Consider the following 13,711-nt stretch of genomic DNA (forward strand, 5'->3'; position numbering starts at 1 on the left):
ATCAAAACAGGAGAAAAACATGGCTGATTGGGTAACAGGCAAAGTCACTAAAGTGCAGAACTGGACCGACGCCCTGTTTAGTCTCACCGTTCACGCCCCCGTGCTTCCGTTTACCGCCGGGCAATTTACCAAGCTTGGCCTTGAAATCGACGGTGAACGCGTCCAGCGCGCCTACTCCTATGTTAACTCGCCCGATAATCCCGATCTGGAGTTTTACCTGGTCACCGTCCCCGATGGCAAATTAAGCCCACGATTGGCGGCACTGAAACCGGGCGATGAAGTGCAGGTGGTTAGCGAAGCAGCTGGCTTCTTTGTTCTGGATGAAGTACCAGATTGCGAAACGCTATGGATGCTGGCAACCGGTACAGCGATTGGCCCTTATTTATCGATTCTGCAACTGGGCAAAGATTTAGATCGCTTCAAAAATCTGGTCCTGGTTCACGCCGCACGTTATGCCGCCGACTTAAGCTATTTGCCACTGATGCAAGAACTGGAAAAACGCTACGAAGGCAAACTGCGCATTCAGACGGTGGTCAGTCGGGAAACGGCAGCGGGGTCGCTCACCGGACGGATACCAGCGTTAATTGAAAGTGGTGAACTGGAAAGCGCGGTTGGCCTGCCGATGAATAAAGAAACCAGCCATGTGATGCTGTGCGGCAATCCACAGATGGTGCGCGATACGCAACAGTTACTGAAAGAGACCCGGCAGATGACGAAACATTTACGTCGCCGACCGGGCCATATGACAGCGGAGCATTACTGGTAAGCGGTTACTTATCGATAAACGGCACGATGAGCAAATCCGCACTCAACTTATTGATCATCCCGCGATATGCCGGCATCAAACGGTTGATAAATGAGTGGTGATGACCACAGACAAGGAGGTCGCACTGCTCTTTTTGCATAATTTCCAGCAGTGTTTCCGGCATTTCTCCGCGTTCAATACGCAGTTTTGTCTTCGGCCATTGAATATTTTTCGTCAGTTTATACAGCTTGTTATCCGACTTATTCTTCAACAATTGAAGAATATCTTCTGTTGCAGGGAAGTAGATACCCGGATACAACTCGCTTAAGCCATCATCAATATGAATTAACGTCAGATGAGCGTCATTATGTCTGGCGAGCTCCAGGGCTTTATTCACCAGTAAGGCATCTTCTTCATTCCCGGAAATTGCCACGCCAATGTGTTTATAAGCCATGTTTAACTCCTTCTAAAGCAACTCCATCAAGCTAACGAACGCAGTGATAACTCAAAAATAATCATCTCGGCCTGGCATGAGAAGGTGAAGGCCGCATCAAGCTCAACTTGCCCTTCCAGATCCTTAATCTTATAGGCCACGCTGGCCCCTTCATCTGCAGAGGATGCAGCGGCGGCAAGCTCTTTCAGTTTGGTCATAAAGGACTCTGCTTCTTCGCGGGTGGCAAAAAAGCGCGAAAACTTACTGGTACAGTTGTCGTTATCAATCACCGTACCGATATCAATCGCACATCCTTTAGTACTGCATTTATCTACGACATCTTTCATAGGGCACCTCTGTATATTCGCCTCTCTGTCGATTACGACTTAAGAATAATGCGCCGTTAAGGGAAGAACAAACAAGTAATGATCTTATGGATTACCATTTTTTTTGATATTGCTTAAGGTGAAGAGCTCAGAAGGATTTTCCGGGCATTGTCATTTGCATCGTGGAAATAACAATCCCGGAAAAAAATAGCAGTAAGAGATATATTAAAGGTTAATTACTTGATTTATTGTCGGCTTTATACTTCACATCCTGGGTATCTTTACCATATTTATTTTCGCCTTGTGTGCCAACAAACGCACCAAGATCGATAAGCATCATCACCAGAATCAACGTCGGGACAAAACGCCCCACCGCCCATTGCCAGACACCCGGTAAAATCGCCCAGTTACCCGCCAGCAGCATCCACGCCACAATCATCAGAAATGCCCATGCGCCGGAACGCCCGCGATCATGCAAGCGCTTAACGGTTACTGCCGCTGTTGGCCAAAACAAGCACACAAGGCAAAACGCCGCGGTCTGAATATCGAGTAAATTTTTACCCGCCAGTGAGAAAAGCACCAGCATGCCTGCGAACCACAGGCCTATCCAAATCCAGAAATCACGGCGTCCAATACGCCCTTTAAATGAGAATAACCATTGCTGTATGGTCATGTAAGTTCCTTGATGGTTGTCTTTTCCAGGATTCTACCCTTTTGACAAGGGCGACAGATATCGTTTTAATCGGAGCCAGTCATAACAAAAGGTACTGTCAATGAAGCCAGGGTGTACGCTGTTTTTTCTCTTATGTTCTGCATTAACCGTTACAACAACGGCGCATGCACAAACACCAGATACGGCAACGACCGCGCCTTATCTGCTGGCTGGAGCCCCTACTTTCGATCTCTCCATCAGCCAGTTTCGAGAAGACTTTAACAGCCAGAATCCCAGCCTGCCACTGAACGAATTTCGTGCCATCGACAGCAGTCCCGACAAAGCCAATCTCACTCGTGCTGCCAGTAAAATTAACGAGAACTTGTATGCTTCTACAGCGCTGGAGCGCGGTACCTTAAAAATCAAAAGCATTCAAATGACCTGGCTACCCATCCAGGGGCCAGAGCAAAAAGCCGCGAAAGCGAAAGCTCAGGAATACATGGCAGCGGTGATCCGCACACTCACCCCATTAATGACCAAAACACAAAGCCAGAAAAAACTGCAGTCGCTACTAACGGCCGGGAAAAACAAACGTTATTACACCGAGACAGAAGGTGCACTGCGTTATGTTGTCGCGGACAACGGCGAAAAGGGGCTGACCTTCGCTGTTGAACCGATTAAGCTGGCGCTATCTGAATCGCTTGAAGGTTTGAATAAATGACAAAAAGCAAAGCCTTTGTGCCGATGAATCTCTATACTGTTTCACAGACCTGCTGCCCTGCGGGGCGGCCATCTTCCTTTATTCGCTTATAAGCGTGGAGAATTAAAATGCGACATCCTTTAGTGATGGGTAACTGGAAACTGAACGGCAGCCGCCACATGGTTCACGAGCTGGTTTCTAACCTGCGTAAAGAGCTGGCAGGTGTTGCTGGCTGTGCGGTTGCAATCGCACCACCGGAAATGTACATCGATATGGCGAAGCGCGAAGCTGAAGGCAGCCACATCATGCTGGGTGCGCAAAACGTGGACCTGAACCTGTCCGGCGCATTCACCGGTGAAACCTCTGCTGCTATGCTGAAAGACATCGGCGCACAGTACATCATCATCGGCCACTCTGAACGTCGTACTTACCACAAAGAGTCTGACGAACTGATCGCGAAAAAATTCGCGGTGCTGAAAGAGCAGGGTCTGACTCCGGTTCTGTGCATCGGTGAAACCGAAGCTGAAAACGAAGCGGGCAAAACTGAAGAAGTTTGTGCACGTCAGATCGACGCGGTACTGAAAACTCAGGGTGCTGCAGCATTCGAAGGTGCGGTAATCGCTTACGAACCAGTATGGGCAATCGGTACTGGCAAATCTGCAACTCCGGCGCAGGCACAGGCTGTTCACAAATTCATCCGTGACCACATCGCTAAAGTTGACGCTAACATCGCTGAACAAGTGATCATCCAGTACGGCGGCTCTGTAAACGCGTCTAACGCTGCAGAACTGTTTGCTCAGCCAGACATCGACGGCGCGCTGGTTGGCGGTGCTTCTCTGAAAGCTGACGCTTTCGCAGTGATCGTTAAAGCTGCAGAAGCGGCTAAACAGGCTTAAGTCTGACAGGTGCCGGATTTCATATCCGGCACTTACTTTCCTTAACTCCTCGCCTTAACGCAAAATCTCACACTGATGATCCTGGATTTCCTCGGCTGAAGCACGGTTCAGCGTCAGTAGATTTCGTTGTGTCGCCAGCAAAACAAACGAATTATCACTCTGCCGCACCATCGCCAGCCCGTAGCTTCCCATATGTTCCCGCGCCTCAGGTACTTCTTCTGCCAGCATCATAAATGGGCTGCGTTGTACCAGTTCGCTTTCCGTTACCCGACGCGCCAGGTATTCATGCCCGCGCAAACCACCTGGCAGTGGCAACCAGCGGCTGCTGATGTTCGCCAGATTTTTATCCAGTTGTTCGCGCACATCAGGACGAATACAAGAGATATGAATATGAAAATGGTTTTGCGTACGCCCGGTGCGGGAGTTGATCGCCAAAGAAACCGCGCGATCGGGAACCGACTGACCGTATTTTTTGCTCATAAAATCACGCGCCTGCCAGGCCAACCAAAAGAAGTTCGGCGTTGAAGGATCGGTCAACAAAGGACTTTCAGTTCCGTTAATACGATACGTTGGCATCAACAGATATTGCAGTGGGCCATTAAGATCTTTTAAAACAACGTATCCGGCATTGGGTTTGACTTCCGCACATGGCGAAGGATTTTGATTTTGCTGCTGATTGGGCAAACATTCCTCAAGGACAATCTTACGTAATGTATCCGACTCTTCACCGGTTAATTTCCAGTAACCAATACCGGCAGCCACAACGGCGATAACTATCATCACCAAAAAAAGAAGACCCGCTTTTTTCATCTTTTTTTCCCTGTACCTCAAAGAGATGCAAGGGTAACGCAAAATCGTGACAAATAAAAAACCCGGTCGCGAGAAACCACCGGGTTTGATAATTATCCTGGAGAAATCAGCGTTTGCTGATCTGATCGAACGTACCGCCGTTAGCAAAATGCTCTTTTTGCGCTTTCGTCCAGCCGCCGAACTCTTCATCAATGGTGAATAACTTCAGCTTTGGAAACGCATTTTCGTACTTTTTCGCTACCTCAGCGTCGCGCGGACGGTAGTAGTTTTTCGCGGCAATTTCCTGACCTTCTGGCGAGTAGAGATATTTCAGGTAGGCTTCCGCCACCTCTTTAGTACCTTTTTTCTCAACCACTTTATCGACCACCGACACGGTTGGCTCTGCGAGGATAGACTCACTCGGCGTGACAATTTCGAATTTATCTTTCCCCAGTTCATTCGCTGCCAGCAGAGCTTCGTTTTCCCAGGCAATCAGTACATCGCCAATCCCGCGCTCGACAAAGGTGTTAGTGGAGCCGCGCGCGCCAGAATCCAGAACTTCGACGTTTTTATACAGTGCCCGAACAAAATCCTGTGCTTTTGCCTGATCGTTGTTGTTGTGATGCAGCGCGTAGCCCCAGGCTGCCAGGTAGTTCCAGCGCGCGCCACCAGAGCTTTTCGGATTAGGCGTGATCACCGAAACACCCGGTTTAATCAGATCGTTCCAGTCATGGATCTGCTTCGGATTGCCCTTACGCACCAGGAAAACAATGGTGGAAGTGTACGGTGCGGAGTTATCCGGCAGACGTTTGATCCACTCTTTATCAATCCGCCCGCGTTCCGCAATCGCGTCCACGTCATAGGCCAGAGCCAGAGTGACAACATCAGCTTCAATACCATTGATTACCGACGTCGCTTGTTTGCCTGAACCACCGTGTGACTGACGAATCACCACGTTATCGCCAGTTTGCTGTTTCCAGTGGGCGCTGAATGCCTTGTTGTACTGTTCGTACAATTCGCGCGTTGGATCATATGAAACGTTAAGAAGCTGAATATCCTTTGCCATAACGCTGGTTGCCGCCAGCAAAAATGTTAACCCTACGCCCCACTTGTTCATCGCCCGACTCTCTTATGTTGTGTTGTGATGAGCAAAGCGTGCCAGAAGGTTAACCAAACATTAAAGAATAAAAAAAGATTGGCTATAACTTGCGGGTATATGTTGGGGGATTAAAAAGGCGGAAGAAATCCGCCTCATATTGCTGACAAAGTGCGCTTTGTCCATGCCGGATGCGGCGCGAACGCCTTATCCGGCCTACAAAAGTTTGCAAATTCAATAAATTGCAGAATTCACGTAGGCCTGATAAGCGAAGCGCATCAGGCCTTTTTGCTTCTGTCATCGGTTTCAGGCTAAAGGAATCTGCCTTTTTCCGAAATCATTAATACAGTTTTTTCGCGCAGTCCAGCCAGTCGCCTTTGAACGGACGCTTCATGTTTTCGATAGCGTCGATGATGTCGTGGTGAACCAGCTGTTCGTTCTGGATACCTACGCAACGACCGCCGTAACCTGCCAGCAGCAGATCGATAGCGTAAGCGCCCATACGGGAAGCCAGAATACGGTCGTAAGGCACCGGAGAACCACCGCGCTGGATGTGGCCCAGCACTGTTGCGCGGGTTTCACGACCGGTTTCTTTCTCGATGAAATGTGCCAGTTCGTCAACATCACACATATGTTCGGTAATCGCCACGATCGCGTGTTTTTTACCTTTCGCGATACCCGCTTTGATTTCGTTTACCAGGTCTTCACGGCTGAATTCAACTTCCGGAACCACAACGAATTCACAGCCACCGGCAATGGCCGCAGCCAACGTCAGATCGCCACAATAACGGCCCATCACTTCCACCACGGAAATACGCTGGTGAGAAGAAGAGGTGTCACGCAGACGGTCGATCGCTTCTACAACGGTGCTCAGCGCAGTGAAGAAACCGATAGTGTAGTCAGTGCCTTTGATGTCGTTGTCGATAGTGCCAGGCAGACCGATGCACGGGAAGCCCATTTCGGTCAGACGCATTGCACCCATGTAGGAACCGTCACCGCCGATAACCACCAGCGCGTCGATACCACGTTTTTTCAGGTTTTCGATAGCCACGGCGCGGATGTTCTCGTCGCGGAATTCCGGGAAACGCGCAGAACCGAGGAACGTACCACCACGGTTGATCATGTCAGAAACGCTGTAACGGTCTAGCTGTACCATACGGTCTTCATACAGACCCAGATAGCCGTCATAAATGCCCATTACTTCCAGACCTTCTGTCAGCGCAGAACGAACAACCCCGCGAATTGCGGCGTTCATGCCTGGCGCATCACCGCCGCTTGTCAACACACCGATTTTCTTAATCATGACTACCTCTGAACTTTGGAATGCAAAATGAAATCTGTTGCCGGAAGTCTTCTTGCACATCGAAGTGATCCAACGAATGTGCAAATAGTATAACAATCACTTCCTGCTGAATTGATTCAGGTCAGGCCAAATGGCGGTATTTTATACACAAAATGCGGGTCTGGCTCTCTTTTATACTGATTATGAAAGCATAGACCGTTTACCCTCCCTGGGTACGACGGAACAGGGGTCCTGATGGATAATCACATCCGATCCCGGAAAACGCCGTAAAATAGCCTGCTCTACCTGATCCGCCACCATATGTGCCTGAACCAAAGGCAGAGAGTCTTCCATTTCCAAATGAATCTGAATAAAGCGGGTCGGCCCTGACTGCCGCGTGCGAAGATCGTGAGCGCCGCTAACACCCGGCCAGGAAGTCACGATATCAATAATTTCTTGCCGTTCTTCATCAGGCAATGCGCGATCCAGTAATGACTGTACCGCCTCATATCCCATGCGTAACGCGCTATATAAAATATAGATGCCGATTCCCAATGCAAACAGAGCATCGGCGCGATGCCAGCCGTACCAGGACAACCCCAGCGCCAGCAGAATTGCGCCGTTCATCATAACATCAGACTGGTAATGTAGCATATCAGCCCGCACCGCCTGGCTTTGCGTCCGGCGCACCACCCACCGCTGAAACGAGACAAGGATAATCGTACAAATTAGCGCCACAATTGTCACGATAACCCCGACGCCTGGATCTGTCATCGGTGTTGGAGATATCAGATGTTGAATACCCGTCAAAAACAGGAATAGTGCTGAACCGGAGATAAACATACTTTGCGCCAGCGCCGCGAGGGACTCAGCTTTACCGTGACCAAACGAGTGATTATCGTCGGCAGGTTGCAGGGAATATCGCACCACCAGTAAATTCGTCAACGACGCGCCGATATCCACCAGCGAATCCACCAGCGCGGCGAGAATACTCACCGACCCGGTATACCACCATGCAAAAATTTTAATCAGCAATAGCAGTGAAGCCATCGCCGTTGCAGCAATCGCCGCCCGACTGACCAGCCGTCCATAAGATTGATTCATAAATACTCCCGCTATCAACTGACGCTAGTATAACGGAAGCAAATCATCTGCAATGCATTAAGCAGCAAGCAAATTGAGGATAAAAAAAACCCCCACATCATGTGGGGGAAGACAGGGATGGTGTCTATGGCAAGGAAAACAGGGTTTACTACTGGGAACGTGAGTTGCTACTACTCAATAGCTTCAACGATGAACTTTTTTGCCATTGCGTCACGTCACGCAACTGCTCCATTCGTTGTTGATGTTTCTCATTTAAAACCGCTTGCTGCTCCGGCGTTAACAGGCGATACATTTGGTTGCGGACTTTTGCCATCTCAACCTGACGAGCAATTTGCTCATTCGCCATTTTTTCTGCCTGTGCGCGCACAGCGTTTTCATCAAAATTTTCTGCGGTGACAAGGCGATGCATTGTCTCCAGTTCGCTAACATTAACAGGAGGCTGTTCGTGCCGGGCCTGTTGCATAAGATCTCGCATCTGCTGACGCTGATGTTCGGTTAAACTTATGCCGTCGAACATATGGCTCTGCGTACTGCGCTGCGTAAGTTCTTCACCCGGATGCCAGTTATCGCCTGAACCGACTTCAGCAGCGTGGCTTAATGAACTGACTGCCAGCGTTGAGGCCATGACGGCAGCGGTAACTATGCGCATCATTTGCTCCCAAAATCTTTCTGTCGCGATTCAACGATAGAGAGTTTACGATTCAGGCTGCAAACATGCGTCAGGGGGTGTAAAACAACGTAAAGTCATGGATTAGCGACGTCTGATGACGTAATTTCTGCCTCGGAGGTATTTAAACAATGAATAAAATCCTGTTAGTTGATGATGACCGAGAGCTGACTTCCCTATTAAAGGAGCTGCTCGAGATGGAAGGCTTCAACGTGATTGTTGCCCACGATGGGGAACAGGCGCTTGATCTTCTGGACGACAGCATTGATTTACTTTTGCTTGACGTAATGATGCCGAAGAAAAATGGTATCGACACATTAAAAGCACTTCGCCAGACACACCAGACGCCTGTCATTATGTTGACGGCGCGCGGCAGTGAACTTGATCGCGTTCTCGGCCTTGAGCTGGGCGCAGATGACTATCTCCCGAAACCGTTTAATGATCGTGAGCTGGTGGCACGTATTCGCGCGATCCTGCGCCGTTCGCACTGGAGCGAACAACAGCAAAACAACGACAACGGTTCACCGACACTGGAAGTTGATGCCTTAGTGCTGAATCCAGGCCGTCAGGAAGCCAGCTTCGACGGGCAAACGCTGGAGTTAACCGGTACTGAGTTTACCCTGCTCTATTTGCTGGCACAGCATCTGGGTCAGGTGGTTTCCCGTGAACATTTAAGCCAGGAAGTGCTGGGCAAACGCCTGACGCCTTTCGACCGCGCTATCGATATGCACATTTCCAACCTGCGTCGTAAACTGCCGGATCGTAAAGATGGTCACCCGTGGTTTAAAACCTTGCGTGGTCGCGGCTATCTGATGGTTTCTGCTTCATGATAGGCAGCTTAACCGCGCGCATCTTCGCCATCTTCTGGCTGACGCTGGCGCTGGTGTTGATGTTGGTTTTGATGTTACCCAAGCTCGATTCACGCCAGATGACCGAGCTTCTGGATAGCGAACAGCGTCAGGGGCTGATGATTGAGCAGCATGTTGAAGCGGAACTGGCGAACGATCCGCCCAACGATTTAATGTGGTGGCGGCGTCTGTTCCGGGCGATTGATAAGTGGGCACCGCCAGGACAGCGTTTGTTATTGGTGACCACCGAGGGCCGCGTGATCGGCGCTGAACGCAGCGAAATGCAGATCATTCGTAACTTTATTGGTCAGGCCGATAACGCCGATCATCCGCAGAAGAAAAAGTATGGCCGCGTGGAACTGGTCGGTCCGTTCTCCGTGCGTGATGGCGAAGATAATTACCAACTTTATCTGATTCGTCCGGCCAGCAGTTCTCAATCCGATTTCATTAACTTACTGTTTGACCGCCCGCTATTACTGCTGATTGTCACCATGCTGGTCAGTACGCCGCTGCTGTTGTGGTTGGCCTGGAGTCTGGCAAAACCGGCGCGTAAGCTGAAAAACGCGGCCGATGAAGTTGCCCAGGGAAACTTACGTCAGCACCCGGAACTGGAAGCGGGGCCACAGGAATTCCTTGCCGCAGGTGCCAGTTTTAACCAGATGGTCACCGCGCTGGAGCGCATGATGACCTCTCAGCAGCGTCTGCTTTCTGATATCTCTCACGAGCTGCGCACCCCGCTGACGCGTCTGCAACTGGGTACGGCGTTACTGCGCCGTCGTAGCGGTGAAAGCAAGGAACTGGAGCGTATTGAAACCGAAGCGCAACGTCTGGACAGCATGATTAACGATCTGTTGGTGATGTCACGTAATCAGCAGAAAAACGCGCTGGTGAGTGAGACCATCAAAGCCAACCAGTTGTGGAGTGAAGTGCTGGATAACGCGGCGTTCGAAGCAGAACAGATGGGCAAGTCGTTGACGGTTAACTTCCCGCCTGGGCCGTGGCCGCTGTACGGCAACCCGAACGCCCTGGAGAGTGCGCTGGAAAACATTGTTCGTAATGCCCTGCGTTATTCCCATACGAAGATTGAAGTGGGCTTTGCGGTAGATAAAGACGGTATCACCATTACGGTGGATGACGATGGTCCTGGCGTTAGCCCGGAAGATCGCGAACAGATTTTCCGTCCGTTCTATCGTACCGATGAAGCACGCGATCGTGAATCTGGCGGTACAGGTTTGGGGCTGGCGATTGTTGAAACCGCCATCCAGCAGCATCGTGGCTGGGTGAAGGCAGAAGACAGCCCGCTTGGCGGTTTACGGCTGGTGATTTGGTTGCCGCTGTATAAGCGGAGTTAAACTCCGCATTGTAGGCAGGATAAGGCGTTTACGCCGCATCCGGCATTTGAGCAGGATGCCTGATGCGACGCTGATAGCGTCTTATCAGGCCTACACTCCGGGGGTTATTTTCCCCACAACCGGCGGGAAAAATCTTCGATCTTGCCGCTCAGTCGGCGCTTTTGCATCGTCCGCGTCCAGCTTTTCGATAACCCGGCGGCGGAGAGTAAACGGTGATACTGCTCGTCATCAAACGGCATATGCCATGCGATGGCGGCAGCCTCCTGCACGGTCACATCACTGACACGGGAAACCAACTCCAGCGGAGCATCAGCAGATACCAACCCTGGCGCAATCACGCTATACAACCACCCAACTTTACCCGTGTTTTGCATCAACTGCGCTATATCGCTGATATCAAAATGGTAATTGAGTTTATAGCAAGGTGAGCGTGGCTGGCTGACCTGAATTAATGCCTCTCCCCAGCGGAAAATATCGCCAATATAAACATTACTTTCCGTCAGACCGTCGGTTGAGAGATTTTCGCCAAACGCAGGCGCAACAAACAACTCCGCCTGTTCCGGAAATTCCCGCGCCCAGTAGAGATAGTGCTCACGAGGATAATGACACAGCGCTCTGTCTGGCCCGCCGTGAACCTTTTTCTCCGCCTGCTCGTCACCTTCCAGCCCCAGCTCCGTCAGCATCAACTCACCATCAACCTGGATTTTGGCAATTGCGCTGGGTTTGCCTTCGGGATAAGCCTGAATCTTGCCTGTGTATACATCAACCGGATATCGCATCTGTTCCCTCTCCACGAGAAATTTCCCCATTAGACCATATTTATTTTATGTCAGGCGTGCTGTTTTCGCGGTAAGTATCCAGGCAGGAACTCAATAGCAAACCGGACGAACGTTAGTTCATCCGGCTGTGGGGATTAAGGAAGCAGGTTTATTTCACCGTACCTAAAATTTCGATTTTCGCTGCTCTGGCTTTGACTTTACGTGACCAGATAGAGGTAAGAATTGGCACCAGAATCGAAGTCACAATGACCGCCGTCGCGACCAGCGAAGTTGCTGCCGGAGCCATCGGTTTAAACGCAGGCACCATTTCTGCAATCAGCACAGGTGTCGCTACCGCAGCCCCTGCGGAACTGGAAGCGGCAATTCCGGCAGTGCCATCGCCACCGCCAATCAATTTATCGGCGATAATCAACGGAATACCGGTCACGATAATTACTGCCACACCCAACAGGATCCCCAGCAAACCTGTCTGGGCAATTACAGTCAAATCAATGGTATTGCCCAGCGCGAAGGCAAAGAATGGAATCAGCGTCTGCACCGCTTTGCTGAAAAATTCTCGTAATTCAGGGTCAAGGTTCCCAAGGGCAAAGCCCACCAGGAACGGTAATACTGCGCCGACGAAAACATGCGGTTCAAACGAGGCAATCCCGGCAGTGCCCAGAATAATCATCGTCATGAGCGGCCCGGACTCCAATGACATCAACACAAATGCCCCAGCTTCTTCTTTTGTGCCGTACTGCTGCATGATGGAAGCGTAAAGTCCGCCGTTGGTCATATCCATCGCCGCCACCAGCGCCAGCGTTGAAAGTCCGGCAAAGAATCCAACTTCAACACCATGTTCCGGAATAATGCGCGAGGCAATTGCCGCAACCACCCACGCGACGGCAATTTTAGTTACCACCAGCGTACCGGATTTACGCAATACCGTTCCCGTCGCGCTTAATTTTATTGACGCCCCCATGCAAAAAAACCACACCGCCAGAATGGGCACCGTACCGGTAATCATCCCGTTGGTGAATGATCCAAAATATTTCCCCGCCCCCGGCGAGAAGGTGTGGCACAGTGCGCCAAGGAATAGCGGGACGAGCATCATCCCCCCCGGGATTTTCTCAATCGAGCGTTTTATCTGCATTTCCATCACCTGTCGGCATATTTTTAAGGGCTGATGCGTCATTCCTCAACGGAGCATCAGTGTTGATGGAAACGAAGATAGACATTCATTTAATCAATAAAAGTGATCAAAACCACATCAATTGAAACAGTGTTTTATTTTTATCGGATCATTGTTTTTATTTTGAAATTGATCACAAAAAAACCACCGCCGTTGGCGATGGTTCATTTTTTACGCTGATATGCGGCGTAAACGCCTCATTGCAGCAGGCGGCAAATGATTATTTTTTCGCCGCAAAACGTGCCGCTGCTTCGTCCCAGTTCACCACGTTCCAGAACTCTTTGATGTAGTCCGGACGGCGGTTCTGGAATTTCAGGTAGTAAGCATGTTCCCACACATCCAGGCCCAGAATCGGGAAGCCGGAAGCGCCAGAAATAGCTTCACCCATCAGCGGGGAGTCCTGGTTAGCAGTAGAAACCACCGCCAGTTTATCGCCTTTCAGCACCAGCCATGCCCAGCCGGAACCAAAGCGGGAAGCTGCCGCTTTTTCAAATTCTGCTTTGAAGTTATCAACGGAGCCGAAGTCACGTTCGATAGCCGCTTTCAGGTCACCCTGTAAGGTGGTGCCTTTTTTCAGACCTTTCCAGAACAGGCTGTGGTTAGCGTGACCGCCAGCGTTGTTGCGCAGTACTGTTTTCTTGTCTGCTGGCAGCTGGTCCAGTTTGGTGATCAGCTCTTCAACCGGCAGGTTGGCAAATTCTGGCAGGCTTTCCAGCGCCGCGTTGGCGTTGTTGACGTAGGTCTGATGGTGTTTGGTGTGGTGGATTTCCATGGTCTGCTTATCGAAGTGCGGTTCCAGGGCATCGTAAGCATACGGCAGGGATGGCAGGGTATAGCTCATATTCATCTCCAGTATTGTCGGGCGGCCGAT

Annotated in this window: 16 protein-coding genes; 5 read left to right on the plus strand and 11 right to left on the minus strand. The window is 50.5% G+C overall.

The window, feature by feature from the left end:
• Nucleotides 1-19 precede the first annotated feature (19 nt).
• Nucleotides 20-766 carry a ferredoxin--NADP(+) reductase gene (fpr, locus tag ACJHXB_RS19485; RefSeq protein ID WP_000796322.1) on the plus strand — a complete coding sequence of 249 codons (747 nt, stop codon included), beginning with the start codon at nt 20-22 and terminating at the stop codon, nt 764-766.
• Between the two features lie 4 nt (nt 767-770).
• On the opposite strand, the gene uspD is transcribed toward fpr, so the two are convergent.
• From uspD to ACJHXB_RS19500, 3 genes are all read right to left on the minus strand, one after another.
• Nucleotides 771-1,199: a universal stress protein UspD gene (gene uspD / locus ACJHXB_RS19490; protein ID WP_000323555.1), complete on the minus strand. Its 429-nt coding sequence runs from the start codon at nt 1,197-1,199 to the stop codon at nt 771-773.
• A 26-nt stretch (nt 1,200-1,225) separates the two neighbouring features.
• The gene (locus ACJHXB_RS19495) at nt 1,226-1,525 is read right to left on the minus strand and encodes a DUF406 domain-containing protein (RefSeq protein ID WP_000655986.1); all 300 of its coding nucleotides are present in this window, start codon (nt 1,523-1,525) and stop codon (nt 1,226-1,228) included.
• A 211-nt stretch (nt 1,526-1,736) separates the two neighbouring features.
• Nucleotides 1,737-2,177: a DUF805 domain-containing protein gene (locus tag ACJHXB_RS19500; RefSeq protein WP_000155244.1), complete on the minus strand. Its 441-nt coding sequence runs from the start codon at nt 2,175-2,177 to the stop codon at nt 1,737-1,739.
• Between the two features lie 100 nt (nt 2,178-2,277).
• Between ACJHXB_RS19500 and ACJHXB_RS19505 the strand changes: the two genes are divergently transcribed.
• Together ACJHXB_RS19505 and tpiA are read left to right on the plus strand one after the other, a co-directional pair.
• Nucleotides 2,278-2,877, plus strand: a complete 600-nt coding sequence (locus tag ACJHXB_RS19505) for a YiiQ family protein (RefSeq protein WP_000802226.1) — start codon at nt 2,278-2,280, stop codon at nt 2,875-2,877.
• 107 nt (nt 2,878-2,984) lie between these two features.
• A complete protein-coding gene (tpiA, locus tag ACJHXB_RS19510; RefSeq protein ID WP_001216325.1) occupies nt 2,985-3,752 on the plus strand; it encodes a triose-phosphate isomerase in 768 nt (255 codons plus the stop codon).
• A gap of 54 nt (nt 3,753-3,806) precedes the next feature.
• Here the strand turns inward: tpiA and cdh are convergent, their stop codons facing one another.
• The 5 genes from cdh to cpxP all read right to left on the minus strand — a co-directional run bounded on the left by cdh (nt 3,807) and on the right by cpxP (nt 8,672).
• Entirely contained in the window at nt 3,807-4,562 is a 756-nt protein-coding gene (gene cdh, locus ACJHXB_RS19515) for a CDP-diacylglycerol diphosphatase (RefSeq protein ID WP_001469196.1), read from the minus strand.
• A 106-nt stretch (nt 4,563-4,668) separates the two neighbouring features.
• Nucleotides 4,669-5,658, minus strand: coding sequence for a sulfate/thiosulfate ABC transporter substrate-binding protein Sbp (gene sbp, locus ACJHXB_RS19520; protein ID WP_001045689.1), 990 nt, complete (start codon nt 5,656-5,658; stop codon nt 4,669-4,671).
• A gap of 319 nt (nt 5,659-5,977) precedes the next feature.
• Entirely contained in the window at nt 5,978-6,940 is a 963-nt protein-coding gene (gene pfkA, locus ACJHXB_RS19525) for a 6-phosphofructokinase (RefSeq protein WP_000591795.1), read from the minus strand.
• Between the two features lie 180 nt (nt 6,941-7,120).
• On the minus strand, nt 7,121-8,023 hold the full coding sequence (gene fieF, locus ACJHXB_RS19530; RefSeq protein WP_001076742.1) for a CDF family cation-efflux transporter FieF: 903 nt from the start codon (nt 8,021-8,023) through the stop codon (nt 7,121-7,123).
• Nucleotides 8,024-8,171: 148 nt separating this feature from the next.
• Nucleotides 8,172-8,672 (minus strand): cell-envelope stress modulator CpxP, encoded by a 501-nt coding sequence (gene cpxP / locus ACJHXB_RS19535; protein ID WP_001223800.1) that lies wholly within the window; start codon nt 8,670-8,672, stop codon nt 8,172-8,174.
• Nucleotides 8,673-8,821: 149 nt separating this feature from the next.
• On the opposite strand from cpxP, the gene cpxR reads away from it, so the two are divergent.
• Together cpxR and cpxA are read left to right on the plus strand one after the other, a co-directional pair.
• Complete coding sequence (cpxR, locus tag ACJHXB_RS19540; protein ID WP_001033722.1) at nt 8,822-9,520, plus strand: envelope stress response regulator transcription factor CpxR; 699 nt, start codon at nt 8,822-8,824, stop codon at nt 9,518-9,520.
• Nucleotides 9,517-10,890 carry an envelope stress sensor histidine kinase CpxA gene (gene cpxA / locus ACJHXB_RS19545; protein WP_000580417.1) on the plus strand — a complete coding sequence of 458 codons (1,374 nt, stop codon included), beginning with the start codon at nt 9,517-9,519 and terminating at the stop codon, nt 10,888-10,890. The genes cpxR and cpxA overlap by 4 nt, the downstream gene beginning before the upstream one ends.
• Before the next feature lie 104 nt (nt 10,891-10,994).
• Here cpxA and yiiM read toward each other — a convergent pair whose 3' ends face one another.
• The 3 genes from yiiM to sodA all read right to left on the minus strand — a co-directional run bounded on the left by yiiM (nt 10,995) and on the right by sodA (nt 13,681).
• Nucleotides 10,995-11,669, minus strand: a complete 675-nt coding sequence (gene yiiM / locus ACJHXB_RS19550) for a 6-hydroxyaminopurine reductase (protein WP_001270252.1) — start codon at nt 11,667-11,669, stop codon at nt 10,995-10,997.
• A gap of 148 nt (nt 11,670-11,817) precedes the next feature.
• Nucleotides 11,818-12,801, minus strand: a complete 984-nt coding sequence (kdgT, locus tag ACJHXB_RS19555) for a 2-keto-3-deoxygluconate transporter (protein WP_001166063.1) — start codon at nt 12,799-12,801, stop codon at nt 11,818-11,820.
• 259 nt (nt 12,802-13,060) lie between these two features.
• Nucleotides 13,061-13,681, minus strand: a complete 621-nt coding sequence (gene sodA, locus ACJHXB_RS19560; RefSeq protein ID WP_001297064.1) for a superoxide dismutase [Mn] — start codon at nt 13,679-13,681, stop codon at nt 13,061-13,063.
• Between the last annotated feature and the right edge of the window lie 30 nt (nt 13,682-13,711).

The organism is Escherichia sp. WS3227_2 (assembly GCF_046486495.1).
Taxonomy (GTDB): Bacteria; Pseudomonadota; Gammaproteobacteria; order Enterobacterales; family Enterobacteriaceae; genus Escherichia; species Escherichia coli.

What these genes read in the sequence shown, in the direction of transcription:
- ACJHXB_RS19500 (WP_000155244.1), bottom strand. Translation starts at nt 2,177, where the DNA reads ATGACCATACAGCAATGGTTATTCTCATTTAAAGGGCGTATTGGACGC.
- fpr (WP_000796322.1), top strand. Translation starts at nt 20, where the DNA reads ATGGCTGATTGGGTAACAGGCAAAGTCACTAAAGTGCAGAACTGGACC.
- ACJHXB_RS19505 (WP_000802226.1), top strand. Translation starts at nt 2,278, where the DNA reads ATGAAGCCAGGGTGTACGCTGTTTTTTCTCTTATGTTCTGCATTAACC.
- tpiA (WP_001216325.1), top strand. Translation starts at nt 2,985, where the DNA reads ATGCGACATCCTTTAGTGATGGGTAACTGGAAACTGAACGGCAGCCGC.
- cpxP (WP_001223800.1), bottom strand. Translation starts at nt 8,672, where the DNA reads ATGCGCATAGTTACCGCTGCCGTCATGGCCTCAACGCTGGCAGTCAGT.
- cpxR (WP_001033722.1), top strand. Translation starts at nt 8,822, where the DNA reads ATGAATAAAATCCTGTTAGTTGATGATGACCGAGAGCTGACTTCCCTA.
- kdgT (WP_001166063.1), bottom strand. Translation starts at nt 12,801, where the DNA reads ATGCAGATAAAACGCTCGATTGAGAAAATCCCGGGGGGGATGATGCTC.
- ACJHXB_RS19495 (WP_000655986.1), bottom strand. Translation starts at nt 1,525, where the DNA reads ATGAAAGATGTCGTAGATAAATGCAGTACTAAAGGATGTGCGATTGAT.
- cdh (WP_001469196.1), bottom strand. Translation starts at nt 4,562, where the DNA reads ATGAAAAAAGCGGGTCTTCTTTTTTTGGTGATGATAGTTATCGCCGTT.
- cpxA (WP_000580417.1), top strand. Translation starts at nt 9,517, where the DNA reads ATGATAGGCAGCTTAACCGCGCGCATCTTCGCCATCTTCTGGCTGACG.
- uspD (WP_000323555.1), bottom strand. Translation starts at nt 1,199, where the DNA reads ATGGCTTATAAACACATTGGCGTGGCAATTTCCGGGAATGAAGAAGAT.
- sbp (WP_001045689.1), bottom strand. Translation starts at nt 5,658, where the DNA reads ATGAACAAGTGGGGCGTAGGGTTAACATTTTTGCTGGCGGCAACCAGC.
- sodA (WP_001297064.1), bottom strand. Translation starts at nt 13,681, where the DNA reads ATGAGCTATACCCTGCCATCCCTGCCGTATGCTTACGATGCCCTGGAA.
- pfkA (WP_000591795.1), bottom strand. Translation starts at nt 6,940, where the DNA reads ATGATTAAGAAAATCGGTGTGTTGACAAGCGGCGGTGATGCGCCAGGC.
- fieF (WP_001076742.1), bottom strand. Translation starts at nt 8,023, where the DNA reads ATGAATCAATCTTATGGACGGCTGGTCAGTCGGGCGGCGATTGCTGCA.
- yiiM (WP_001270252.1), bottom strand. Translation starts at nt 11,669, where the DNA reads ATGCGATATCCGGTTGATGTATACACAGGCAAGATTCAGGCTTATCCC.